This is a genomic window from Dietzia sp. HMSC21D01, assembly GCF_001815995.1.
In the GTDB taxonomy this organism is placed as follows: domain Bacteria; phylum Actinomycetota; class Actinomycetes; order Mycobacteriales; family Mycobacteriaceae; genus Dietzia; species Dietzia cinnamea.
In genome coordinates this window covers 13,222-35,449 of record NZ_KV823916.1, presented here as the reverse complement: position 1 = coordinate 35,449, position 22,228 = coordinate 13,222, and the positions used below count along the sequence as shown (strand labels likewise).

Genomic DNA, 22,228 nt, shown 5'->3' with positions numbered 1-22,228 from the left:
CGAGACCGCCGCGCCGGCCCTGCTCGCGATCGCCGACGAGCTCGCCGAGGAGCGGGCGGCGGCGGGGGCCGCTCCCGAGCGGCACGTGCAGATCGTGATCGAGGTGCCCACCACCGGTGATGCCGTGGCACTCGCCGACGGCGCCCCCGACTTCGTCACCGTGCTACCCCGCGCGGGCGAGCCCGGCGCCGCGGTGGCGCGGCACCTGGCCGGCGTGTTGGACCTGGGCGACGAGTGCGTGCAGACCGTCCTGGACGGAAGGCGTCCCGCCGAGCGCGAGTGGCAGCCCGCCACCGCCGTGTCGGCCGGCGACCCGTACGTGTTCCTCGCCGGGGAGGCGAGTCTGGTCCGCGCCATGCGCCGACTCGCCGTGGACGCCGCCGGGGTGCCCAAGGAGGCCGTGGCGTTCATGGGCTACTGGAGGCGCGGCGCTTCGGAGTGCTGAGCGCGGTCACGCCCGGTCGGCGGGCGGGTACGACGGATCCCGCAGCGCCCTGAGGACGTGCGGATAGCGCGACCCGGGGAGGCGGTTACCGATGGGATCGAAGTGCAGGTCCTCGTCGTCGTCCTCCCACGAGTCCACGGTGAGCCTGCCCAGGGTCCGCCACCTGCCGAGGGGCGTGGCGTGCTGCAGCGTCCACGTGCCGCCGTCGCCGCCGGGGATCGCGGCCAGCAGGAGCGGTCGGCCGGCGATGAGCACGGGGAACATGGAGGTCATCGTGCGGCCGGTCGTGCGCCAGCCCGCGGTGAGGACGTAGCGGCTCAGCGGGCCCGTGCCCGTGCTGGCCAGCAGGATGTCCACGGGTCGTTCGGCGTGGACACGGACGGCCATGCCGCCGATGTCGGGGACCGCGTCCGGCAGGCCCACCGCCCGTGAGAAGCGGACGGTCGCCGGCCACCGGCCCGTGACGTCCAGCAGCGGTGAGCCCGTGCGACCGACCCCCGTCACGCTCAGCGTGGCCTTCGCGATGACGCCCTTGGGATGCAGCGCCTTGGGGCGGGCCAGTCGCGCGACCGCGGCCACCGCGCCGAACGCCGTGCCCACCAGGCTGGACACCGGTGCCGACCGCAGCGCCACCTCCTTCGACTCGGAGGTTTTCGGTACGAGCGCGGACGTGCCAGCGGCGTCGTCCGTGTCTGCCGTGTGGGCCGCGGCGGAGCGTCCGCGGCCGGGTTTCCGGGTCTCTCGGGACATGGGGCCACGATACCCAGCGGCGAGCGGGCGGGTGTGGCGCTGATCACGGGGCGGGGAGGGGCACCATCGAGTTGTCTGCGTCCAGCGCCGGCCGACCCGCGCTCAGCCCAGTGCGGATCGGAGGCGGGGCAGTGCCCAGTCCCACGGGATACGTTCCTGCTCCAGCCGGAGGTCGCCTCGGCCGGTCAGCGCCTCCAGTGCGGCGAGCTCGCCCGCGGTCAGTCGCGTGGGCATCGCGCGGGCGGGCGTGGGCTCGGGGACCGCGAACTCACCCCAGGCGTCGAGCGTCTCGACGTCCATGAGGACGCTGACCGCGTGCGGCGCGTGGCGTCGGAGTCTGTCGAGGATCGCGAAGCCGTGGGAGTCGATGTCGCCCCAGTAGACGGCGTGGGCCGTCATCGCCCAGGGCAGCGCGGCGACGGCATCGACCGCGAACCCACGACCGAACACTGCGACCGCGCCGGGGAGCGCGGGGAGTGCGAGGAACGTGGTGAGATTCTCGACGACGACGAGGTTGCGCGGGCTCTCTGAACCCGGCCACAGCGCGGCGAGCTGATCGACCGGGCTCTCCACATCGCGCAGTGGGAAGTCGATCGCGGGGTCGAGGACCCGCATCCTCACGCGGAGGTCGGATCGTTTCAGTCCGAGGCCCGAGACGCCGGCCACGTTGTCGGGCGTTGTGCCGTCCCGACCCGCCCGGGCCGCGTCGACCAGTTGCTCGACCACCCGGAGCCGGGATTCGATCCACTTGGTGTCGACTCCGGGGACCGCGATCTCGCGCGCCCGCAATCCCCCCGTGGGATGCGCGAGCGCCCACCGGCAGACGGCGAGCAGGCGCTCCATGTCCACGTCGCTCAGCTTCTCCCACGTCGATGCGGTGGCCGCGGCGGCGAGTCGCAGGACCGACTCGTCGGGGCCCAACCGGAGCAGGTCGGTGGCCCTGGCGAGCATCGCCTCCCAGTGCGCGGCTCGTCCCGCGATCCGCGCGATCGCCCGGCCGCCCCGGACCTCCACGCGCTGAGGGAGAGCGACCGCGCCGAACCCGGGCAATCGGCGTTCCACCCATGTGATCTGTACGTCGAGGGCGTCCTGGGCGGAGTCGAACTCCCGCCACCGCCGGATCCAGTCCGCCGTGCCGGCCGGGTCGTCCGAGGCGCGCGTCGCCGTCGGGGATGCGGTGGAGAATCGCAGGACGTACTCGGCAGCGGAGTCCGGGTCGGCGATCCACTCGCGGTACCGGCGGGCGAACCGGGTGGCGCACGCTTCGGCCAGATCATCGGGAGCGCGCGGCGTCGTCGGCCCGGCCATGTCAGCTCGCGGCTTCCCAGGTGACCCGCTCGATGCGGGAGCGGCTCCCGTCCTCGATGCCCACCACCACCAGACCACCGATGTACGGCTCGAGGGTCTGCAACAACTTGAGCGGGGTCGCCAGAACCATGTGGAACCCGAAATCGGTGAAGACGTCCATCGCGCGGCGCGTGTAGTCGGGGTCGGCCCGGTCGAACGCCTCGTCGAGGACCACGGTTCCGTAGCGCGGCACATCGGCGTCGATGTCCGCGAGCTGGAACCGCAGAGCCGCGGCGAGACAGAAGAACACCAGCTTCTGCGCCTGACCGCCCGACAGGCCGGAGGACGAATCGTGGTAGTTGGTCGGCGTCCCGTCCTCGTCGATCTCGACGCCGATGAAGCCGACGTGTCGCCGGGTGTCCAGCACGGTCTGCCGCCAGCGTCGGTCGGCGGAATCCGCGGATCCCAGCCGGTCCAAGAGTCGTGACATCACCGCGAAACCGGCCTCCGCGGTGTCGACGGTGCGCTTGTCGAGCGCTCCGGACACCGCCTTCTCCAGGTCGCTCAGGAAGTCTGTGACGGTCTCGGTACGTCGGTCACGCACCTCGATCTGCAGCCACCGGCCGGACTGGAACTCCGACCGGCGCAGCGAGTCGTTGACCGGTCTGATCCCGGCCTCGATCTCGGAGCGGGCGCGGCGGATGTGACGGGCGAGTTCGCCCAGATTCCGGGTTTGCATGTCCCCGATGAGCCCGAGGAATCGGTCCTCGAACTCCGCGAGGCGGTCCCGGCGAAGTTGGACCAGCCATTCGACGGCCTCACCGACGAATTCCGGGTCGGATTTGAGATCGGCCTTCTTGGCCGGCCACAGCTCCAGGTACGACGTGAGAGCCGCGGTGATGCGCCGATGGATCCGGTCGCGCTCGGTCGCGGTGGACACCTGCTCGGCGGCGATGGACCGCTCGGCACGCTGGCAGACTTCCTGCACGTTCTCGGCGGTCAGGCGGCGCGTCGCAGCCGCCAGGCGTTCGCGGATGCGGGCCGCGGCGCCCTCGTCGACGTCGCGCCTCTCATTACCGGTCAGGTCGGCGAGCCGCCTCTCGAGACCCTCCACGACGCTAGCGGCAACCGCTCCGGCCCGGTTCGCGGAGTCGTACTCCGCCTGGGCCCGCGACTGCGCCTCCTCGGCGGCGCGCAGGTCCCGCTCCATCTCCGCGACCTCGGGATGCTGCTCCCGCCATTGGTCCAGGCGATCTCGGGCTGCCCGGGCGCGGTCCTCGGCGGTGTCGGCGTCCAGCTCCTCCCACCGCAGGCCCAGGAGGGTGGCGGCCGCGCGCTGGCGGGCGCGACGCTGCGCGTCGAGGTCGTCCAGTCCGGCCCACTGCCGCTCGTGGGTGTCGATACGTGCCCGGATCTCGTTCCGGAGAGTGGTCAGTGCCTCCACCTTGGAGTCGTCCATACTGCCCAGCTGGAACGCCGCCGGGTCGTCGATCCGTCGGCGGTCGTCCTTCTCGAACCGCGCCCCGCGTCTGATCAATCCGTGCAGAGTGACGGCCTTGTCGTGCTGGGCCAGTTCGGCGGCGGTCTCCACGCAGATCACGTCGAATTCGGCCGCGAGTCTGCGGTTGAGCCACTGGAGGAACGGCCCGGCGGCGGGGCGGACCTTCCGGACGAGGCTGTGCGGGCCGGTCCTGCGGGCGGCGGAGTCGTCGCCGTGGTCGACCACCTCGTAGACCAGGCGGACGCCCAGGTGGGTCGAGTCGACGGCGGCGGCCACCCGGTCCCGGAGGTGGTCGGGGACGAGCATCGTGCGGGCGAAGCCGGACAGGACCCGCTCGATTGCTGGACGCCAGCGGGCGTGCTCGGTGGGGACGTCGAGGAGTTCTCCGGCGAACGGTAGTTCGCGCGCGCTCAGCCCCGCCGCCTCGCTCACGAGGTCCCGGGCGGCCAGCAGCCGGGAATCGATGTTCGAGCGGTGTCGCAACAGCGCCTGCAGTTGCGCGGTCACCTCCTCGAGCGAGCGCTGTTCCTCGTTGAGGGACCCGGCCACCTCCCGCAGCGTCTCGCGATCTCGCGCCCGCTCGGCCTCCTGTTCCGCGTCCTCGCGCTCGAGCGTGGCGAGCAGGGCGGCGAAGTCCTCGGCCGAAGTCGGAAGGGCGCCGCCCAGGCGCTCGACCTCCGCCTCCGCACGCGCACGCCGTGCGGAGACGTCGGCGGCGTGTTCGAGGGCCCGGTCGAGGTCTCTCGCGAGCTCATCCCGCCCGGCGCCGGCGCTACCCCGGAGTCGGGCGCGGATGTCGTCGGCCGCCGTGCGTCGTACATCGAGTCGATCTCGAGCGGATGCGATGGTGGACTCCGCGGCCACCAGCGCCCCGCGGGCCGTCCGCAGCTCCTCCTCGACGAGTTCGAAGGTCACGGCGGCCTGCACCGCGGGAAAAGCCTCACTCTCAGCGTCCAGCTCGTCGGCCAGCGCCAGCACGCGGTCCCGGGAGGCCCGCAGGTCGGCGAGCGGGGCCAGATGGGCGATCTGCTTGCGCACGTCGACCACCGACCGGTGGGCCTCACGAAGCTCCGAGAACTGCGCCACTGCGCGGTCGGCCACCGCGAAGGTACCCGGCTCCTCCAACATGAAGTCGCGGAAGAGCTGGTCGAGACTGGACAGCGACTTGGCGGACAGGGTCCGGTGCAGCAGGAGCTGAGCGGACTCGGAGGCGATGCCCAGCCGACGCCGGAACGCGGCGGCGAACGCCGAGTAGCTGTCGTGGAACCTCACGTCCGGGATCTCCCGCTTGAGCGCCCGCTTGTCGATGCCACTGCGGAGGTAGCCGAACAGGTCCGGCAGGTCTGTGGGCTCGTCGGACGAGTGCTCGCGGACCCCGTGGAGACGCTTGACCCCGGCCGCGGAATTGTCGCCCGAACGCAGGTAGAGCAACAGGAGAAGTGTCACGCTGGTGCCGCGGCCGTCCGAGTAGGTCAGGGCGATCGCGGAGAACGTGGCCTTGGGACGCAGGTAGACGGAGGCCAGGTCGCCGGATTCGGCGTCGGCTCCCCGCCGCCAGGCACCACGGATGTAGGACACGAGAGTGCGCCCCGATCCCCGTCCCGCCTCCTCCTGCGCGGCGGCGTTGAATCGCAGGTGCGCCGGGGGCACGAGCACCGCTGAGACCGCATCGATGAGGGTCGATTTGCCGGACCCGGATCCGCCGGTGATGAGGAACCCCTTCCGCGGCACCTCCACGTCGTGATACCCGTCGAGCGTTCCCCAGTTGCACACCTGGATTCGCGACAGTCGCAGCTGATCAGGGTGTTCCGGAGCTCCGGGAAGCTGTAGGGCCTCAGTCATCGTCGACCACCTCGTCGTCGTCGAACAGGGCGTCGTCCCGCCCGCCGGGCGGTTCGCCGTCGTGCTCACCGTCGGCCCCACCGCGCGCCTCGATCAGGGCGCGGTACTCGTCGCGGATCCCCGCGACGACGTCCGCGTCGAACAGGTGGCGGAGGACGGGGGAGACCTCGGCGCGCCCCGCTGTCTCCGTGTCGGAGAGCAGCGAGTAGCTCTTGAGCCGGTTCCACGAGGCGTCGAACTTGCGCGCATACCGGCTCCGGTCGGAGTCGACGACGGAACGGTAGACGTCGACCCGCTCGGCCACGTCCTCGCGATCCACGATCACCCGCTCGCCGGGCTGGGCCACGGACAACTCGGACCGCAGGTGCAGGAGCAGGACGGTGTCCATGTGCGACAGCGTCTCGGTCCGCAGTACCGCCGGGACCTCGACCCGTCCACCCGTGTCGACCTGCCTGGTGAAGGCGATACCGGCGTCGTGGTCCAGCACCAGATCGAGGAACACGTCCGCCAGTCGCGATCGCATGGCGGGCTCGTCGGAGACCACAGCCGCCCAGATCTCCGGCTGGCGATGCGCCTGCACCAGCGGGCCCGTGAGCAGCCGGGCCAACGCGCGTCTGGAGGCGAAGGACAGCGTCCCGGTGTCACCGGGCCACAGGCCGTCATCACCCGCACCGTCAGGTCCGTCGGGATCGGCCGTCGCAGGGGTAGTCACAGATCCTCCTCCAGAACTCGATCGGCCGTGAACACCAGGGTCGGGATCCGGGCGCTCAAGGTCGGGCCGGATCCACTCGTCCATGTGACGGTCTCGACCGAACACGGGTCATCCGGTGGTGCCTCGGCCTGCGTGGTGATGGCCAGATTCAACAGCCCGACGATACTGGCGACGCCCTGGGTTGCCGGGTGTTCGCGGAGGATCGCCCCGATGGATGACGGGCCGAGCCTGGACACCACGTCGCGGACATGGGCGCGGAGTTCGGCCTCGTCGATCTCCGAGGCCCGGACCAGCGCCGTGAGGGACTCGAGGTCAGCGTGGCCCTCCTCGTGGTGCGCGACCTCCGCCGCCACCCGTTCCTCGCCCGGGTTCCGCAGGCGCAGGGCGCTGACCGACCGGACCGACATGCCGATCCGACGGAGGGGCACCGACATCTGACTGGTCGGCTTCACGGCGCGCGCGCCGCTCGCCTCGGCTGCCGCGGCGCGGGCGGACCGGATCAGTGCCAGCATCTGCCGGTGTTCGACGTAGGCGTCGGAGGTGACGAAATGTCGCAGGCTGCGAGACAGCGAAGTGAGGACCCCGTTGACCTCCGCCCCGGCTGTCTCCATCTCGTCGAACAGCTCCCGCAGGCCCCGCCTGGCTGACGGGGGCAGGTCGGCGATCTGCGGTCGGCTCAGGATGTCGTCGATCCACGTGTCGACTGACGCCGAGCGTTCGGGATCGAGGAGCACCGAGTAGAAGGACGAGAAGCTGCGGCCGGCCTCGGAGTCACCGATGAGGTCGACGCCGCCGAATACGGCGTCGAGGACGTCACCGCGCGCGCCGTCCTGGTCGAGGAGACGACGACGGAGGTCTTGGTTGAGCGACTCGAATTCGGCGCGGACGCGGGCGAAATCGGCGGGTATGTCATCCGCCCCGCGGAGGATCTCCGACACCTTCTCCCCGACCTGCTCCGGGTCCGCGAGCTCGAGGTCGCCCGCCTCGACACGTGCGATGGCGGCGTCGATACGGTCGCGCTCCCGGTGGAGGGCGGCCAGCCGGCCCTGAACGGACGGGTCGGTGTCCCGTGCGAGGTCCTCCAGTTGCCGGGTGAGCGTCTCGACGCGGGACACGGTCAGTCCGCGTCGCGGTGTCTGCAGGCCGTCGAGGAAGTCCATCACCACGAGTGCGGACTGGGTGGGTTCGAGCGTCTCACCCGTCGCCGCGGTGCCGGGTCTGCGCAGCATCCAGCCGGCGTCGACCCATTGACGTACGTAGGCCTGGGCTGTTCCCGGAACGTCCGCGCCGGAGTCGCGGACGGCCGTCAGGGTCCTGTCGAGGAACTCGTAGAACTCCGAGGACGGGACACGCCGTGACGACCCCTCGAAGACCTCCGCCAGCACCGCCACGATGAGCGGCCACAACTGGGCACGCAGCAGCGAGAGGGCGGATGATTCGCCGTTCAGCCTGGAGAGCTGGAGGAAACGGGCGAGCGCGGACACGAGTCTCATGGTGGCACGCGGTGCCGCTTCATCCTCGAGAGTGTTCGGAACACGTGGTGCGAGAAGGGGGTGCGCGGAACGCTCTTGTCGATGGGCCGGCGCGGCGGATGCCGACGGTTGGCCGGTTCAGTCGTCGACGCCGCGGGCGGCCAGGGCGTCGCCGAGCTGGTCGGCCGTCGTGAGGGCGCCGAGGACGGTGGGCACCACGAGCGCACGGATCGACATGCCCAGGCCGCGCGCCTTGCGGGCCTCGGTGACCTGCCGAAGCTGGCGGGCGATGAGCGGGATCGCACGGATCGTCAGCACGAGCACCAGTGCGATGCGATCCGGCGAGACACCGACGTGGCGCAGGGGGCCGGCGGCGCGCGTGACCGCGTCGAGCATGTCGGAGATGCGGGTCGTCAGCGCGACGAGGCCCGCCACCGCGATGGCCACCAGCAGCGCACCGCACACCCGTAGGGCGGTGTCGAGGTCGGCGACGATCCACTGCAGCACGAGGATGGCGATCAGCATCGGCAGGACCGGCCGGACCTGATCCCACGCCGCGCGCGGGCGGATACGGCCGATCGCGTACAGCGCCCCGGTCAGGGCCAGGGCGGGAAGGACGTGCCACGGCTCGCGGATCAGCAGGGTCGCGGCCAGGATGAGGACGCACACCAGCAGGATCTTCAGCCCGGCGGGAAGGCGGTGCAGCAGCGAGTCCCCGGGGATGTAGGTCGCGAACACGTCACCGCTCCAGCGCGATGCGCCGGTAGCCGGCCAGCGCGGGCCCGGGGTAGTCGTCGATCACCACGCGGCCGCCGTCGACCACCAGCACGCGATCGAAATCGGCGACCAGGTCCAGGTCGTGGGTGACCACGACCAGCTGCTGCTCGAGAGCGGCGAACGTCTCCGCCACCAACTGGCGATTGCGCAGGTCGAGAAGGGTCGTGGGCTCATCGGCCACGATGACCGAGGGCTCGATCACCAGCACCGCCGCCAGCGCGAGCAACTGCTTCTGCCCCCCGGACAGGAGGTGGCACGGATGACCGGCATGCCCGGCGAGGCCGAACGTCTCGAGCACCTGGGCGACTCGTCGTCGTCGTTCTTCCTTGCCCATCCCGGAGCGCCGCAGGGAGAAGTCCACGTCCTCCGCCACGGTGGGCATGACGATCTGGGTGTCCGGGTCGGTGAAGCAGAAGCCCACCCGGCGCCGGACCTGCGCGCCCTTGCGGCGGGTGTCCAGGCCGTCGACCGTCACGGTGCCCGACGTGGGGACGACCAGCCCGTTGATCATGCGCGCCAGCGTGGACTTGCCGCCGCCGTTGACGCCGACGATGCCGATGCGGCGCTCGGTGAGGGTGAGGTCGACGTCCGAGAGGACGGGCCGGTCGCCGTAGGCGTGGCCGACTCCGTCGAAGCGGATCTCTGCGCCGCGCGGGTCGGGGGCGCTCGGGCTGGTCACGCCGCCGTGGAACGCTGCCCGCGCAGCGGGGCGATCAGCCCGGGGCGCGCGCGGTGCACCTGTGCCGCCACGATCGCGGTGACCACCGCCTTGAGCAGGTCGCCGGGCAGGAAGACCGTGTTGGCGGCGATCGCGCCCGTGACGGTGAGCTCGGTGCGGATGAGCATCCCGGCCACGCCCACCGCGTAGATCACCCCGATGCCGCCGACGATGTTGATGAGCAGCCCCGGCAGCACGCGGTAGCGCGGCAGGACCCACGCCGTGAGCAGGCCGATCACGATCACCGCCGGGATCCAGCCGATGAGGAAGCCCGCCGTGGGGCCGGCCAGCGAGGTCAGGGTGGTGCGGCCCCCCGCGAGTACCGGCAGTGCCAGGCCGATGATCATCACCGCGAGCACCGACAGGGCGCCCTTGCGCCAGCCGAGCAGCGACCCCGCGAGCATCACGCCGAGGGTCTGCAGGGTGATGGGTACGCCCGCCGAGCCGATGCTGATCTGGCCGGGCAGACCGAGCACGACGATGAGGGCGGCGAACACCGCGATCTGGGCGAGGTCCCGGGTCGCGCTGCGGGCCGGGGCCGTGTCGATCGACATGCTCATGACACTCCTTGGTGACGCTGCGGCCGCAGGGCGACCTGAACACCGTTCATTGTGGCACGGGGGGTGGCCCGGCGCACAGTGGGGCGCCGCCCATCCCCGCGCCGGCGCCCGCGGCCCCGCCGTCAGAGGTCCTGGCCGGGTAACCGACTGGCCTGCTCGATCCACGAGCGCAGCAGCTTGTCGTCGCGGCGGATGTCGAAGTACCGCATCTCCGGATGCTTGGAGCCCTTCGGCGGCATCGGGTCGAGCGAGGTCCCCCGGTAGAACTGCACCTGCACGTAGTGCGTGAAGCACCGGAAGGACAGGAACCACCCGGCGCCCTCGTGGCCGTAGAGGGGTTGGTTCCACTTGACGCCCTTGTGCACGTCCGGAACGGTCTGCACGATCAGGTCGTCGAGGTGCTGCCCGATCGCCTGCTTCCACTCCGGCATCGCCGCGATGTAGTCGCGGACCGGGCCGGGGCCCTCGCCCTTGGGGATCTGCGGGTTGCCGCCGCTGAGCAGTTTCGGGCTGTCGGCGGACGGGCCGTCGGTGGTCATGGCGCACTCCTCCCTGGTGGTGACCGTGCTCGCCGAGTAGGTGATCACCGAGTGGGTGCGAGCCGATCCGGTGCCCCCTCCACGGTACGACCGGTCAGTCCCTCGCGGTGCTGGCCCGGATATGCGCTCGTTCGCCCTGCCGGCCCACCAGGCTGAGGAACTCCACCGGGCCGGCGCTGGTGGCACCGAACCAGTGCGGGGTGCGGGTGTCGAACTCGGCAGCCTCGCCCGGGGTGAGGATGAGGTCGTGCTCGCCGAGGATCAGTCGCAGCCGGCCGTCCAGCACGAACACCCAGTCGTGGCCGTCGTGGACGTGGAGGCGCGGCTCGTCGTCGTCCCTCCCCCGGGGTAGCACGAACTTGTACGCCTGGATCCCGCCCGGCCGGCGTGACAACGGGATGACGGTGGCGCCGTAGTCGGTGGTGAAGGGCCGCAGGGCGATGCGGGGGTCGCCGGTCGGCGGGGCGTCGACGAGGTGGTCCAGCGTGACGCCGTGCGCCCGCGCGAGCGGCAGCAGCAGTTCGAGCGTGGGCCGGCGCTGTCCCGACTCGAGGCGGGACAGCGTGCTGGGGGAGATGCCGGTCTTGCCGGCGAGCTCGGCGAGGGTCATGTCGCGGCGCCGTCGCAGGGACCGCAGGCGGGGTCCCACGCCGGTGAGGGTCTGGGAGGTCGGGTCGGCCATGAAGCCAGTTTGCCATTTCGGCAAGGAACGTTGCGCCTGCGAGGTGCGGGCGCCATCGTCTAGGGACGAGGGCCGCGACCGCCGGCCCAGAGCGGGGGAGACGGACAGATGAGTACACGGATCGACGACCTGCGGGACGTGGTCGTGGTGGGCGGCGCGGCGGCCGGGCTCAGCGCCGGCCTGACACTGGCGTGCGCACGACGTCGCGTGACGGTCATCGACGCGGGGCGGCCGCGCAACGCGCCGGCCGAGGGGATCCACGGTCTCCTCGCGTTGGACGGTGTGGAGCCGTCGGAGTACCTCGCGCGGGGGCGCGCGGAGGTGGAGAGGTACGACGGCGAGGTCGTCGACGGCGAGGTCGTGGACACCCGCCCGGCCGGGCACGGTTTCGACGTCATCCTGGCCGACGGGACGGTGCAGCCCACTCGCACGCTCGTCCTCGCGATCGGGGTGACCGACGAGCTGCCGGACGTTTCCGGGGTGCGCGAGCAGTGGGGGCACGGCGTCCTGCACTGCCCGTACTGCCACGGCTGGGAGGTCCGCGACCAGCGGATCGGCGTCATCGCGACTGGCCCGATGTCCGTGCACCAGGCCGTGCTGTTCCACCAGTGGAGCCGCGACCTCACCTTCCTCACCGGCGGGCGGCCGCTCGACGAGCAGGACCGCATCCATCTGGACGCGCTCGGAATACCGATCGTCGAGGGTGGGATCTCGCGGGTGGAGACCGACGGTGGGCGCGTGGTCGGCGTCCGGGTCGACGACGACGAGGTCATCGAACTCGACGCGGTGGTGGTGGGCAGTCGGATGACCGTGCGGGTCGAGCCCTACACCGCGATCGGCGTGACGGCGGACGATCACCCCGTGGGCACGTTCATCGCCACCGACGAGACCGGCGCCACCTCGGTGCCGGGCGTGTGGGCGGCCGGCAATTGCGCGGACCTCATGGCGCAGGTCGGAGCGGCGGCCGCACACGGCGCCCGCGTCGCGCAGTTCCTCAACGCCGCGCTGGTGACCGCCGACCTCGAGCGTGCTGTCGCCGAGCAGGCTGTCGAGGGGCGGGCCGTCGAGGCGCAGGCGGGTGAGGCGGTCGATGGCGCACGAGTTTGACCGTCGCTACTGGGACCGCGTCTGGTCCGGCGCGGAGGACGCCGGGAGCGCCGGGGACGCGGTCCGGGCGTCGGCGATGGCCACGAGCCCACCCAATCCGCACCTCGTCCGGGAGATCGCGGGGCTGAGTCCCGGGGCGGCACTCGAGGCCGGGTGCGGGGCCGGGGCCGAGGCGCTGTGGTTGGCCTCGAGTGGCTGGCGCGTGACGGGGGTCGACCTCGCGGCCGGGGCGCTCGAGGTCGCGGCGCGTCGTGCGGAGGCGGCCGGCCTGGCCGACCGGGTGACGTGGCTCGAGGCGGACCTGTCCGTCTGGGAGCCCGGCGGCCGGTTCGACCTGGTCACCACGCATTACGCCCACCCCTCGATCCCGCAGCTGGACTTCTACGAGCGGCTCGCGGGTTGGGTGGCGCCGGGCGGCACGCTGTTCATCGTGGGGCACCTCCACCACGGGGGGACACGGGGCACACGGCGGAGACGGCCACCACGGCGCCCACCCGCCGGCCGAGGCCAGTGCGACCGCCGCCGGGATCACCTCGGTGCTCGGGCGGGACCGGTGGCGGATCGACACCGCGCTCGAGTGCTCGCGCGAGATGGCCGGGCGCGGCGGCGCCGCGGTGACCGTGCACGATGTCGTCGTCAGGGCCACCCGGAGGGCGTGACCGCCGGCGCGTACCTCACCCGCCGGCGGGGCGGGTGAGGTAACTGTTCTCACATGCCCCGCGTCATCCCCGCTCACCCCGTCTACGGCCATCCCTCCGAGGAGAGGGTCGTCGACCTGCTCCGGGACCAGCTGGCCGACGACTGCCTCGTCGTGGTGGGGCAGCGCGTGTCGACGGCGGAGAAGGAGCACGAGGTCGACGCCCTCGTCGCGATGCCCGGTGCCGGGATCGTGGCCATCGAGATCAAGTCCGGGCAGATCACCGTCGAGGACGGACGCTGGGTGCAGGGCAGTGGCGGCAAGCAGTTCACGATCGACCCGGTGACGCAGTGCCGCGAGGCGCTGTACGCCCTGCGTGGTTACGTCAGCGAGGACCCACGCTGGCCGCGACAACACCAGCGCTGGACCCACCTGCTCGTCTTCCCCAACGCCTCGATCCCCGACGACTTCGCGCTGCCGCAGATCAGCCGCGACCGGATCGTGGACCGGGACCAACTCGATCAACTCGCGTCGGTCGCGCACCGGGTCGCGCGGGAGTCCGGACCGGCCGACCGCCCGTTCCTCGCCGCGGACACGGTCGACAGGCTGGCCGAGATCCTCGGCGGTCGCGGGCTGCCGCAGCGTGACGTGGTGGCGCGTGCCGCGGAGAACGCCGACATCGCCGACGCGCTCACCCGCGAACAGTCGGTGCTGCTGCGCGCGGTCGACGCCCTCCCGCGCGTCGAGATCCGCGGCGGCGCCGGGAGCGGCAAGACCTACCTCGCTCTCGAGCAGGCCCGCCGGCTGTCGCGAGACGGGCAGCGGGTGGCATTGATCTGCTATTCCCACGGCCTGGCCAGCTACCTCAGGCGCGTCACCAACGGATGGAAGCGGCGCGAACGGCCCGCCTACGTCGGGGAGTTCCACGCCCTCGGTGTGGAATGGGGAGCCCCGGCGGGGCCCGACGAGCGCATCCGGTCCGCCGAGTCGGTGCGGTGGTGGGAGGAGGAGCTCCCGCGGTTGATGTCCGAGCTGGCCGACGGGCTGCCCGACGGCCGGCGTTTCGACGCCGTGATCGTGGACGAGGCCCAGGACTTCGCCGACAGCTGGTGGCAGCCCGTGATCGGGGCTCTGCGCGACCGGGAGAACGGTCGCCTCATGATCGTCGGTGACGTCGGGCAGAGCGTCTTCCAGCGGGCGGGTCGACCGCCCGTGGACCTCGTGCCCCTCGTGCTGGACCACAACCTCCGCAACACCCGGCAGATCGCCAGCGCGTTCCTCCCGCTCGTCGGACACCGCATGGAGCTGCGGGGAGGGTCCGGCCCCGCGGTGCGGTACGTCGACGTCCCGGAGGGGGCCGACCCGATCGCGGTGGGAGACGACGAGGCCATGCGGCTGCTCGACGAGGGCTGGGAGCCCGGTGACGTCGCCCTGCTGACGATCGGCTCACGCCACCCGATGCAGGTGGAGCTGCAGGAGGACGGCAACGACGCCTACTGGGAGACGTTCTGGAGCGGAGAGGACATCTTCTACGGCCACGTCCTGGGCTTCAAGGGACTCGAGCGGCGGGCGGTCGTGCTGGTGTGCAACGGGTACGAGGGCATCGACCGCCTCCGCGAACGCATCTACGTGGGTCTGTCGAGGGCGACCGACGTGCTCGTCGTGGTGGGGGACGCCGCAGCATGACAGGCGCACCCTCGCGGGAGAGGGGAGCAGTGACCGTGAACAGAAGCTCCGGACTGGAACACCGAAGAGCGTGCATGATGTGCTTCGGACAGTTGTACGCGAAGACGCGCAGACACTGAAAAGGACGGCTAAATGAAGATCGGAAAAAACCTGCAGCAGCAGATCGCCGTGTTCGGCGAATCCGGCAGCGGGAAGACCGTACTTCTATCGTCGTTCTACGGCGCCACCCAGGAACCAAGATTTATTGAGAAGAATCACTTCAGCGTCATCGCTGACGACCAGGGGAAGGGACTGACCCTCCATCGGCTTTATTTGGCGATGCGAGATTCAACGAAAGTTCCGTCCCTGAATAGGTTCAAGGGCGCTAGTCACGACTTCACCGTTCACCTAAAGACACTGGCCGGGCGAAGGAAGGACAGGTCCGGCAAGATCGAGGGGCTCCACTTGGTCTGGCACGATTACCCGGGCGAGTGGTTTGAGAGCTCTCCACACGGAGATGAGGAAACAAGGCGGCGGCTGGCGATGTTCCGGTCCTTGCTCGGCTCCGATGTCGCCCTACTCCTTGTTGATGCCCAGCGGCTGATCGACAATGAGGGTGAGGAGGAACGCTACCTGAAGCTCCTCTTCACAAATTTCAAGAACAGTATTGTCGGGCTTAAGAGCGGACTCCTCGACGATGGGAAGCCTCGCAAAGAGTTTCCCCGCATTTGGATAATTGCACTGTCGAAGGCGGACCTGCTCCCCGACGCAGACGTCTACCGGTTCCGCGACCTTGTCATAGAGAAGGCCGGCGGTGAGATCGCGCAGCTCCGTGATGAGCTCCGGTCGATGGTGGTTGCGGCGGATGCCCTGGACATCGGTCAGGACTTTCTGCTGCTCTCGTCCGCCAAGTTCGAGCCCGGCAAGATTGTCATGTCCCAGCGCAAAGGCGTGGATCTGATCCTTCCGATCGCCTCGGTTATGCCATTGGAGAGGTACGCTCGGTGGGCGGGCAACTTCAAGGCTCCCGGGAAAGTGCTTGAGGTGATGCTGCGGGGGGCCGGACCTCTGCTCACGGGCCTACTGCTGAAGCAAGACGGCAAGTTCAAGCCAGCGAAGATCTTGGCGAAGTTCGTGGGCACCGAAGTGGTCCTCGAGATCGCGAGTCTGGCGGCGGACAAAGTGAAGGAATTTAACGAGAACTCGCGAACCAAAGGCGATGCCGTGGGTGTGACGCTCAGCCAATTCAAGCTGGACCTCGACGCAGCCGAGAATGACCACGTCCTGATCCGGAGTAAGGCATGAGTCTGATCTGGGCTACGCGCGGCCGGCACTGGGGCTTCCGCTTCGTATACGGTGGTGGGTTCGATGATCCGCTCGTGGAATATGACCAACTCTTCGGCAATGTCGGACCCGATGACGAGGTCTTCGTCCGCATCGGGGACCGGGCGGCATTGCGTTTTCCTGACCCGCTCGACAGGACCGATCGGGCGGGACGGGTTATTCCGCACGAGTTCGTGCTGGACTCGTCGATCGCTTCGGGTGTGGCTGAGGCACGAAATGCGGTGTGGCCACTCGTGTCCGGCTATTACGCCCAGATCTGGGACGTGGAGGAACCGCCGGCGCCGCAGTGAGAGTCTCGCAGTGGTGCAGCTGTACCGGCCCCACCTAGGGGGTTATCGCGCACGGTGCGCTCACCTTAAAGCGACGCCCTGTGCCGGAGGAAGCGGTCATGGCGTCAATCAGCGGGGGCGCCTCCCGCAACTCGACGTCGGGTCCGCGCAGGAACGCGTCTCGGTTGGCTGCCGAGACGAGACGCGCCCCGCCGCCCGACCTCGTGGGAGGATGAGGCGGCGGGGTGAGTCGACACCGCGCGTCGATGCGAGGCGGGAGGTCAGCTCCCGAGGTCGGACGAGCCCTCGACGATCTCGGCCTGCTCGGTGCGCTGGGTGCCGTGCGAGACGGCGATCTTGCGCGGCTGCGCCTCCTCGGCCACCGGGATCACCAGCCGGAGGACACCGTCGGTGTAGTCGGCCTCGATCTTGTCGGTGGCCAGGCCCTTGCCCAGGGCGAGTTGGCGGGCGAACGCGCCCGACTGGCGCTCGTGCATGAGCCACTGACCGTCGCCGTCGATCGGGGAGCGACGCTCGGCCCGCACGGTCAGCGTGCGGTCCTCCACGTCGATGTCGATGCTCGCCGGATCGACGCCGGGCATGTCGATGAGGCCGATGAAGCGGTCACCCTCGCGGTAGAGGTCCATCGGCAGGGAGGTCGAGGCGGTCGCGCTGCGCAGCCCCTCGCCCAGGAGGCGGTCGAGCTCACGGAACGGATCAAAGCGGTTGCTGGTGGCCATCGCAGGTCTCCTTCAGGACTGATCGGGGAGCGCCCGGTCTTTCCGGGATCGCACCTCGTCCAACGGAGCCCATGCGTTGAGTATTCCCGACTCATCTTTCCTTGCTCGAGGCAGTCAGGTGGCGGGTGACGAACTCGTCCTCGGTGCATGGTCGGCCGATCCCGAAGCCCTGAGCGAGAGCGATCCCCTCCCGGCTGACCACGTCGAGCACCCCGGGCGAGCCGACGTGTTCGGCCACCGCCTGCATGCCCAGCTCGGTGGCGAGGTCGACGATGGAACGCACGATCGTGCAGTCGGTATCGGACGTGTCCAGTTCGGCGACGAACTCCCCGTCGATCTTGACGAAGTCGAACAGCAGGTGCCGCAGGTACAGCAACGAGGCGAACCCGGTGCCGAAGTCGTCCAGTGCCAGGCGGACTCCGGCTGCGCGCAGTCGCTGCGCCAAAGATCGCGCCGCGGAGACGTCGTTCACGGGCGAGGTCTCGGTCAGTTCCAGAACGACCGCGCTCGGCGGAACTCCGTGGTCCGCCAGGTTGGCGAGCAGGGCGGTCCCCAGTTCCTCGCTGGAGACCGAATGGGCCGAGACGTTGATCCACATCGAGAAGTCGGGCTCGATCCCGCGCAGCCGCGCGGCCATCGCGACCGCCGCCCGCACCACCCAGTGATCGAGGCGGGTGGCCATCCCAGCCCGCTCGGCCACCCGGACGAATTCGGACGGCGGGACCACCACGCCGTCGTCATCGAGCCGGACTAACGCCTCCGCGCCGACGACCCGCCGCGTCGGGACGTCGATGATGGGCTGCAGATGCAGGAGCAGATCGTCGGCCTCGAGCGCGCGCTCGAGCCGGTTCTTCCACTCCACCCGGGTGCGGGTCCGCTCGCGGGGGCCCTCGCTCCGACCCACGACCATCTACTCCGCGCGGTCGCGCAGGACGAGCGCCCACAGGGCGATTACGCCCGCGACGGGCCAGTGCAGCGAGACGCCGGACTCCTGGAGCTCACCGAGACGCCCGAAGGCCGTGGCCACGAGCAGGACGAAGGCGAACACCGCCGAGCGGCGCGGGGTCGTCCACGGCTGCATCGGCCAATGTTAACAGCACCCCCTCCGTTCGAGGAGGTGAACCGCGCCGTTCCCGCCCTTCCGGGCGACGGTCACCGCTTCTCCAGGGCCACCCGGAAGTCGACGGTGCCGTCCGGCGCGACGGTGACGAATCCCAGGCTGGGCGGTTCCACCCCCAGGTCGGTCCACGTCACCGGAATCGAGCCGGAGGCGATGATCCGATCGCCCGACCGGAGCACCGTCACCTCGACGGGCGTCCGGACGGTGGTGCCCTTGACGGTGAGGTTGACCTGCATCGGCACGGTCGCGGTGGTGCCGTCGTCGGGCACGGCGCCCAGGTCGACGGGATCGGCCACCTCGAGGGTCGAAACGGGGTGCCCGGCCACGTCGAGGATGTCGGCCGAGCGGGCCATCTCGTCGCGCGCGCCGATGTCGGTGGACAGGCCGCCCATGTCCACCTCGAAACGGCCCGTCTCGAGCACGCCCTCCGCGATCACGGCCTCGCCGCTCACCTTGTTCGTCGTGCCGACGACCGTCACCGGCTCGCCGCGGAGCATCTCGTCGACCGTGTACCCGGCGACGGTGCCGTTCGGCGGTTCGCCGGGCACGACGACCCAGGTGCCGTCGAGGTCGGTCGCCGCGGCGTCGGCGGCCTCGACATCGATCACCGTCGGCGCGGTGTCATCGCCGCCGCGAGCGGCCTTGTAGACGAACGGTGCGGCGAGGACGACGACGAGGACGACGGCGAGGGCACCGACCACCCACAGGAGTTTCCGCATGCCGACGAGCATAGAAAGCGGGGGCCGCGGAAGGATGAGCGCCGGCTGACAATCCGTGCGCGGCGTGTGCGTGGGTCGCACGACCCGCCCGGCGGTCACCCGGGCAGGTGGCCCGAGTCGCGGGCGCCGTCGGCGGCACTAGACTATTCGGGTGGCCGCGCGGGTCATGGCCCATCGTGTGCTCGCGACACGGGCGCCGATCCGGCCCGCGGCCACGGTGCTCCCGAGGAAAGGCCACACCATGCTCTCCCGCATCGACCTGCGCGGTCGCTCTCTCGGCACGGCCGAGCTGAGGCGTACGCTCCCGCGCGGCGCCGCCGACGTCGACTCCGTCGTCGACACCGTCCGTCCGGTGGTCGAGGCGGTCCGCGAGCACGGAGCCGGGGCAGCACTCGACCACGGCGAGAAATTCGACTCGGTGCGGCCGGCCTCGGTGCGCGTGCCCGCCGACGTCATCGCCCGCGCGGCCGAGGAACTCGACCCTGACATCCGGGCCGCACTGGCCGAGGCCATCAGGCGCGCGCGCATCGTCCACTCGGCGCAACGGCGCAGCGACAGCGTCACCGAGGTCGCCCCGGGCGGGTTCGTCACCGGGAAGTGGGTGCCCGTCGAGCGGGTGGGGCTCTACGTCCCGGGAGGCAAGGCCGTCTACCCCTCCAGCGTCATCATGAACGTCGTCCCGGCCCAGGTCGCCGGCGTCGGATCCCTCGTCGTGTCCTCACCGCCGCAGGCCGACTTCGGCGGATGGCCGCACCCGACCATCCTCGCCGCGTGTTCACTCCTGGGAGTGGACGAGGTCTGGGCCGTCGGCGGCGCGCAGGCCGTCGCGCTCCTCGCCTACGGAGGGGAGGACACCGATGGCGAGGCCCTCGAGCCCGTCGACATGGTCACCGGCCCCGGCAACGTCTACGTCACCGCCGCCAAGCGGCTGTGCCGCAGCGTCGTGGGCATCGACTCCGAGGCCGGCCCCACCGAGATCGCCGTCCTCGCCGACGAGACCGCCGACCCGGTGCACGTCGCCTACGACCTCATCAGCCAGGCCGAGCACGACCCGAACGCCGCCAGCGTCCTCGTCACGGACTCGGAGACGCTCGCCGATGCGGTCGACCGCGAGATCGAGGCCCGGTACGACGTCACCCTCAACTCCGAGCGCGTGCGCGAGGCACTCGAGGGGCCGCAGTCGGGCATCGTCCTGGTCGACGACATCGACGCCGGCCTGAAGGTGGTCGACGTGTACGCCGCCGAGCACCTCGAGGTGCAGACCCGCGACTCCGCCGCCGACGCCGCGCGCGTCCGCAACGCCGGCGCCGTCTTCGTCGGCGCCTATTCGCCGGTCCCGCTCGGCGACTACGCTGCCGGGTCCAACCACGTCCTGCCCACCTCCGGCACCGCCCGCCACTCGTCGGGCCTGAGCGTGCAGACCTTCCTCCGCGGCATCCACATCGTCGACTACGACCAGGCCGCCCTCAAGGAGATCGCCCCCACGGTCGTGGCGCTGGCCGACGCCGAGCGGCTGCCCGCCCACGGCGAGGCCGTGCGCGCCCGCTTCGAGGACCTCGCCGCAGGGCGGGACGAGCGATGACCGCCGGCCCCCGCCCCGGCGTCGGCCTCGACGCCCTGCCGCTCCGGGACAACCTCCGAGGCCAGAGCGCGTACGGCGCGCCCCAGCTCGAGGTCCCCGTCCAGCTCAACACCAACGAGAACCCGCACCCGCCCGGTGCGGCGCTGGTCGCCGACGTGTCGGCGGCCGTCGCGGAGGCGGCTGCCGACCTCAACCGCTACCCCGACCGCGACGCCGTCGGACTGCGCACCGACCTGGCCGCGTACCTCACCCGTCAGACCGGTGTCGCCGTGGACGTCGACATGGTGTGGGCCGCCAACGGCTCCAACGAGATCCTTCAACAGCTGCTGCAGGCGTTCGGTGGTCCCGGGCGGTCGGCCATGGGGTTCGTGCCCAGCTACTCGATGCACCCCATCCTCGCGTCCGGCACCGATACCGAGTGGATCCCCGTGCCGCGGGGCGAGGATCTGTCGATCGACGTCGACGCCGCGTTGGCGGCGATCGACCGCCAGCGGCCGGACCTGCTGTTCGTCACCACCCCCAACAACCCCACCGGTCACGTCGTGGACCTCGACGACCTGCGTCGACTGCTCGACGCGGCGCCCGGCATCGTGGTGGTGGACGAGGCGTACGCGGAGTTCTCCCCGTCGCCGAGCGCCTGCACCCTGCTGGCCGAGTATCCGGCGAAACTGGTCGTGTCGCGCACGATGAGCAAGGCCTTCGCGTTCGCCGGCGGTCGCCTCGGCTACTTCGCGGCCGATCCGTCCTTCGTCGAGGCGGTACTGCTCGTGCGACTGCCGTACCACCTGTCGATGATCGCGCAGGCCGCCGCCCGCGCCGCCCTGCGTCACGCGGACGAGACGCTGGCCTCGGTCGCGCTCCTCGCGGAGGAGCGCAAGCGCGTCACCGCCGGACTCGAGGAGCAGGGTTACGAGGTGCTGCCCAGTGAGGCGAACTTCGTGCTCTACGGCCCGTTCGCGGACGCCGGCCGGGCGTGGCAGCGCTACCTCGACGCCGGAGTGCTGATCCGTGACGTGGGCATCCCGGGTCGGCTTCGTGCGACCATCGGGCTCGAGCACGAGAACGACCGGCTGCTGCAGGTGAGCGCCGACCTGGCGGCCGATGAGATCGCCACCGGAACCGAGGAGAGACGATGAGCGAGCACAACGCGCGGCGGGCACGCGTCGAGAGGACGACCAAGGAGTCGTCGATCGTCGTGGAGATCGACCTCGACGGCACCGGTCAGACCGACATCTCGACCGGGGTGCCGTTCTACGACCACATGCTCACCGCCTTCGGGCAGCACGGCGCCTTCGACCTCACGGTCCGCGCCACGGGCGACATCGAGATCGAGGCTCACCACACCGTCGAGGACACGGCGATCGTCCTGGGCCAGGCGTTCGGTCAGGCACTGGGGGACAAGCGCGGGATCCGACGTTTCGGACAGTGTTCGATCCCCATGGACGAGACGCTCGCGGAGGCCGTCGTCGACGTCTCCGGCCGTCCCTACTGCGTGCACACCGGTGAGCCGGACATGATGCTCGGTTACCTCATCGTGGGCCACGACAGCGCGCCATACGGCACGGTCCTCAACCGGCATGTGTTCGAGACCCTGGCCTACAACGCGCGCATCGCCCTCCACGTCCGCGTGCACTACGGACGCGACCCGCACCACATCACCGAGGCGGAGTACAAGGCCGTGGCCCGCGCGCTGCGCGCCGCCGTCGAGCCCGACCCGCGCATCACCGGGATCCCGTCGACCAAGGGCGCGCTGTGATGCC

Annotated in this window: 23 protein-coding genes; 9 read left to right on the top strand and 14 right to left on the bottom strand. The window is 70.7% G+C overall.

Annotated elements, in window-relative coordinates:
- On the top strand, positions 1-445 hold a 445-nt coding region (locus HMPREF3086_RS09070; protein ID WP_141764038.1), incomplete at its 5' end, for an SIP domain-containing protein.
- A gap of 6 nt (positions 446-451) precedes the next feature.
- Here the strand turns inward: HMPREF3086_RS09070 and HMPREF3086_RS09065 are convergent.
- The 10 genes from HMPREF3086_RS09065 to HMPREF3086_RS09020 form a co-directional block, all read right to left on the bottom strand.
- The gene (locus HMPREF3086_RS09065) at positions 452-1,195 is read right to left on the bottom strand and encodes a catalase family protein (RefSeq protein ID WP_070721457.1); all 744 of its coding nucleotides are present in this window, start codon (positions 1,193-1,195) and stop codon (positions 452-454) included.
- A 102-nt stretch (positions 1,196-1,297) separates the two neighbouring features.
- The gene (locus tag HMPREF3086_RS09060; protein ID WP_070721455.1) at positions 1,298-2,503 is read right to left on the bottom strand and encodes a Wadjet anti-phage system protein JetD domain-containing protein; all 1,206 of its coding nucleotides are present in this window, start codon (positions 2,501-2,503) and stop codon (positions 1,298-1,300) included.
- Between the two features lies 1 nt (position 2,504).
- Complete coding sequence (locus HMPREF3086_RS09055) at positions 2,505-5,825, bottom strand: ATP-binding protein (protein ID WP_070721453.1); 3,321 nt, start codon at positions 5,823-5,825, stop codon at positions 2,505-2,507.
- On the bottom strand, positions 5,818-6,537 hold the full coding sequence (locus HMPREF3086_RS09050) for a DUF4194 domain-containing protein (RefSeq protein WP_061916932.1): 720 nt from the start codon (positions 6,535-6,537) through the stop codon (positions 5,818-5,820). The genes HMPREF3086_RS09055 and HMPREF3086_RS09050 overlap by 8 nt, the downstream gene beginning before the upstream one ends.
- Positions 6,534-8,021 carry a DUF3375 domain-containing protein gene (locus HMPREF3086_RS09045; RefSeq protein WP_168169076.1) on the bottom strand — a complete coding sequence of 496 codons (1,488 nt, stop codon included), beginning with the start codon at positions 8,019-8,021 and terminating at the stop codon, positions 6,534-6,536. The genes HMPREF3086_RS09050 and HMPREF3086_RS09045 overlap by 4 nt, the downstream gene beginning before the upstream one ends.
- A gap of 126 nt (positions 8,022-8,147) precedes the next feature.
- Positions 8,148-8,747 carry an energy-coupling factor transporter transmembrane component T family protein gene (locus HMPREF3086_RS09040; RefSeq protein ID WP_007631965.1) on the bottom strand — a complete coding sequence of 200 codons (600 nt, stop codon included), beginning with the start codon at positions 8,745-8,747 and terminating at the stop codon, positions 8,148-8,150.
- Between the two features lies 1 nt (position 8,748).
- Complete coding sequence (locus tag HMPREF3086_RS09035) at positions 8,749-9,465, bottom strand: energy-coupling factor ABC transporter ATP-binding protein (RefSeq protein ID WP_070721449.1); 717 nt, start codon at positions 9,463-9,465, stop codon at positions 8,749-8,751.
- A complete protein-coding gene (locus tag HMPREF3086_RS09030; RefSeq protein WP_070721447.1) occupies positions 9,462-10,064 on the bottom strand; it encodes a biotin transporter BioY in 603 nt (200 codons plus the stop codon). The genes HMPREF3086_RS09035 and HMPREF3086_RS09030 overlap by 4 nt, the downstream gene beginning before the upstream one ends.
- Before the next feature lie 122 nt (positions 10,065-10,186).
- Complete coding sequence (locus HMPREF3086_RS09025) at positions 10,187-10,603, bottom strand: DUF1801 domain-containing protein (RefSeq protein ID WP_070721459.1); 417 nt, start codon at positions 10,601-10,603, stop codon at positions 10,187-10,189.
- Positions 10,604-10,697: 94 nt separating this feature from the next.
- A complete protein-coding gene (locus tag HMPREF3086_RS09020) occupies positions 10,698-11,285 on the bottom strand; it encodes a helix-turn-helix domain-containing protein (protein WP_070721445.1) in 588 nt (195 codons plus the stop codon).
- 108 nt (positions 11,286-11,393) lie between these two features.
- Here HMPREF3086_RS09020 and HMPREF3086_RS09015 point away from each other — a divergent pair, with 108 nt between their 5' ends.
- From HMPREF3086_RS09015 to HMPREF3086_RS08995, 5 genes are all read left to right on the top strand, one after another.
- On the top strand, positions 11,394-12,392 hold the full coding sequence (locus HMPREF3086_RS09015) for an NAD(P)/FAD-dependent oxidoreductase (protein WP_070721444.1): 999 nt from the start codon (positions 11,394-11,396) through the stop codon (positions 12,390-12,392).
- Positions 12,376-13,089, top strand: coding sequence for a class I SAM-dependent methyltransferase (locus HMPREF3086_RS09010; RefSeq protein ID WP_210401852.1), 714 nt, complete (start codon positions 12,376-12,378; stop codon positions 13,087-13,089). The genes HMPREF3086_RS09015 and HMPREF3086_RS09010 overlap by 17 nt, the downstream gene beginning before the upstream one ends.
- A 15-nt stretch (positions 13,090-13,104) precedes the next feature.
- The gene (locus HMPREF3086_RS09005; protein ID WP_070721441.1) at positions 13,105-14,715 is read left to right on the top strand and encodes an NERD domain-containing protein; all 1,611 of its coding nucleotides are present in this window, start codon (positions 13,105-13,107) and stop codon (positions 14,713-14,715) included.
- A gap of 132 nt (positions 14,716-14,847) precedes the next feature.
- Entirely contained in the window at positions 14,848-15,999 is a 1,152-nt protein-coding gene (locus HMPREF3086_RS09000; RefSeq protein ID WP_070721439.1) for a TRAFAC clade GTPase domain-containing protein, read from the top strand.
- A complete protein-coding gene (locus HMPREF3086_RS08995) occupies positions 15,996-16,328 on the top strand; it encodes a hypothetical protein (RefSeq protein ID WP_070721437.1) in 333 nt (110 codons plus the stop codon). Before HMPREF3086_RS09000 ends, HMPREF3086_RS08995 begins: the two co-directional genes overlap by 4 nt.
- A 260-nt stretch (positions 16,329-16,588) precedes the next feature.
- Here the strand turns inward: HMPREF3086_RS08995 and HMPREF3086_RS08990 are convergent, their stop codons facing one another.
- The 4 genes from HMPREF3086_RS08990 to HMPREF3086_RS08980 form a co-directional block, all read right to left on the bottom strand.
- A complete protein-coding gene (locus HMPREF3086_RS08990) occupies positions 16,589-17,047 on the bottom strand; it encodes an Hsp20/alpha crystallin family protein (RefSeq protein ID WP_007631991.1) in 459 nt (152 codons plus the stop codon).
- Positions 17,048-17,138: 91 nt separating this feature from the next.
- Positions 17,139-17,951, bottom strand: a complete 813-nt coding sequence (locus tag HMPREF3086_RS08985; protein ID WP_168169075.1) for an EAL domain-containing protein — start codon at positions 17,949-17,951, stop codon at positions 17,139-17,141.
- Between the two features lie 6 nt (positions 17,952-17,957).
- Positions 17,958-18,128, bottom strand: coding sequence for a hypothetical protein (locus HMPREF3086_RS18950; RefSeq protein WP_156482559.1), 171 nt, complete (start codon positions 18,126-18,128; stop codon positions 17,958-17,960).
- A gap of 71 nt (positions 18,129-18,199) precedes the next feature.
- Positions 18,200-18,886, bottom strand: a complete 687-nt coding sequence (locus HMPREF3086_RS08980; protein ID WP_063935166.1) for a YceI family protein — start codon at positions 18,884-18,886, stop codon at positions 18,200-18,202.
- Between the two features lie 241 nt (positions 18,887-19,127).
- Between HMPREF3086_RS08980 and hisD the strand changes: the two genes are divergently transcribed.
- From hisD to hisB, 3 genes are read left to right on the top strand one after another with little or no spacing between them, the layout of a single operon-like run.
- Entirely contained in the window at positions 19,128-20,468 is a 1,341-nt protein-coding gene (gene hisD, locus HMPREF3086_RS08975; protein ID WP_070721432.1) for a histidinol dehydrogenase, read from the top strand.
- On the top strand, positions 20,465-21,604 hold the full coding sequence (locus HMPREF3086_RS08970) for a histidinol-phosphate transaminase (protein WP_070721431.1): 1,140 nt from the start codon (positions 20,465-20,467) through the stop codon (positions 21,602-21,604). Before hisD ends, HMPREF3086_RS08970 begins: the two co-directional genes overlap by 4 nt.
- A complete protein-coding gene (gene hisB, locus HMPREF3086_RS08965) occupies positions 21,601-22,224 on the top strand; it encodes an imidazoleglycerol-phosphate dehydratase HisB (protein WP_070721428.1) in 624 nt (207 codons plus the stop codon). Before HMPREF3086_RS08970 ends, hisB begins: the two co-directional genes overlap by 4 nt.
- Positions 22,225-22,228 lie beyond the last annotated feature (4 nt).

Coding starts and splice junctions, on each gene's coding strand:
- HMPREF3086_RS09065 (WP_070721457.1), bottom strand. CDS start 1,195: ATGTCCCGAGAGACCCGGAAACCCGGCCGCGGACGCTCCGCCGCGGCC.
- HMPREF3086_RS09060 (WP_070721455.1), bottom strand. CDS start 2,503: ATGGCCGGGCCGACGACGCCGCGCGCTCCCGATGATCTGGCCGAAGCG.
- HMPREF3086_RS09055 (WP_070721453.1), bottom strand. CDS start 5,825: ATGACTGAGGCCCTACAGCTTCCCGGAGCTCCGGAACACCCTGATCAG.
- HMPREF3086_RS09030 (WP_070721447.1), bottom strand. CDS start 10,064: ATGAGCATGTCGATCGACACGGCCCCGGCCCGCAGCGCGACCCGGGAC.
- HMPREF3086_RS09025 (WP_070721459.1), bottom strand. CDS start 10,603: ATGACCACCGACGGCCCGTCCGCCGACAGCCCGAAACTGCTCAGCGGC.
- HMPREF3086_RS09020 (WP_070721445.1), bottom strand. CDS start 11,285: ATGGCCGACCCGACCTCCCAGACCCTCACCGGCGTGGGACCCCGCCTG.
- HMPREF3086_RS09015 (WP_070721444.1), top strand. CDS start 11,394: ATGAGTACACGGATCGACGACCTGCGGGACGTGGTCGTGGTGGGCGGC.
- HMPREF3086_RS09010 (WP_210401852.1), top strand. CDS start 12,376: ATGGCGCACGAGTTTGACCGTCGCTACTGGGACCGCGTCTGGTCCGGC.
- HMPREF3086_RS09005 (WP_070721441.1), top strand. CDS start 13,105: ATGCCCCGCGTCATCCCCGCTCACCCCGTCTACGGCCATCCCTCCGAG.
- HMPREF3086_RS09000 (WP_070721439.1), top strand. CDS start 14,848: ATGAAGATCGGAAAAAACCTGCAGCAGCAGATCGCCGTGTTCGGCGAA.
- HMPREF3086_RS08995 (WP_070721437.1), top strand. CDS start 15,996: ATGAGTCTGATCTGGGCTACGCGCGGCCGGCACTGGGGCTTCCGCTTC.
- HMPREF3086_RS08990 (WP_007631991.1), bottom strand. CDS start 17,047: ATGGCCACCAGCAACCGCTTTGATCCGTTCCGTGAGCTCGACCGCCTC.
- HMPREF3086_RS18950 (WP_156482559.1), bottom strand. CDS start 18,128: ATGCAGCCGTGGACGACCCCGCGCCGCTCGGCGGTGTTCGCCTTCGTC.
- HMPREF3086_RS08980 (WP_063935166.1), bottom strand. CDS start 18,886: ATGCGGAAACTCCTGTGGGTGGTCGGTGCCCTCGCCGTCGTCCTCGTC.
- hisD (WP_070721432.1), top strand. CDS start 19,128: ATGCTCTCCCGCATCGACCTGCGCGGTCGCTCTCTCGGCACGGCCGAG.
- HMPREF3086_RS08970 (WP_070721431.1), top strand. CDS start 20,465: ATGACCGCCGGCCCCCGCCCCGGCGTCGGCCTCGACGCCCTGCCGCTC.
- hisB (WP_070721428.1), top strand. CDS start 21,601: ATGAGCGAGCACAACGCGCGGCGGGCACGCGTCGAGAGGACGACCAAG.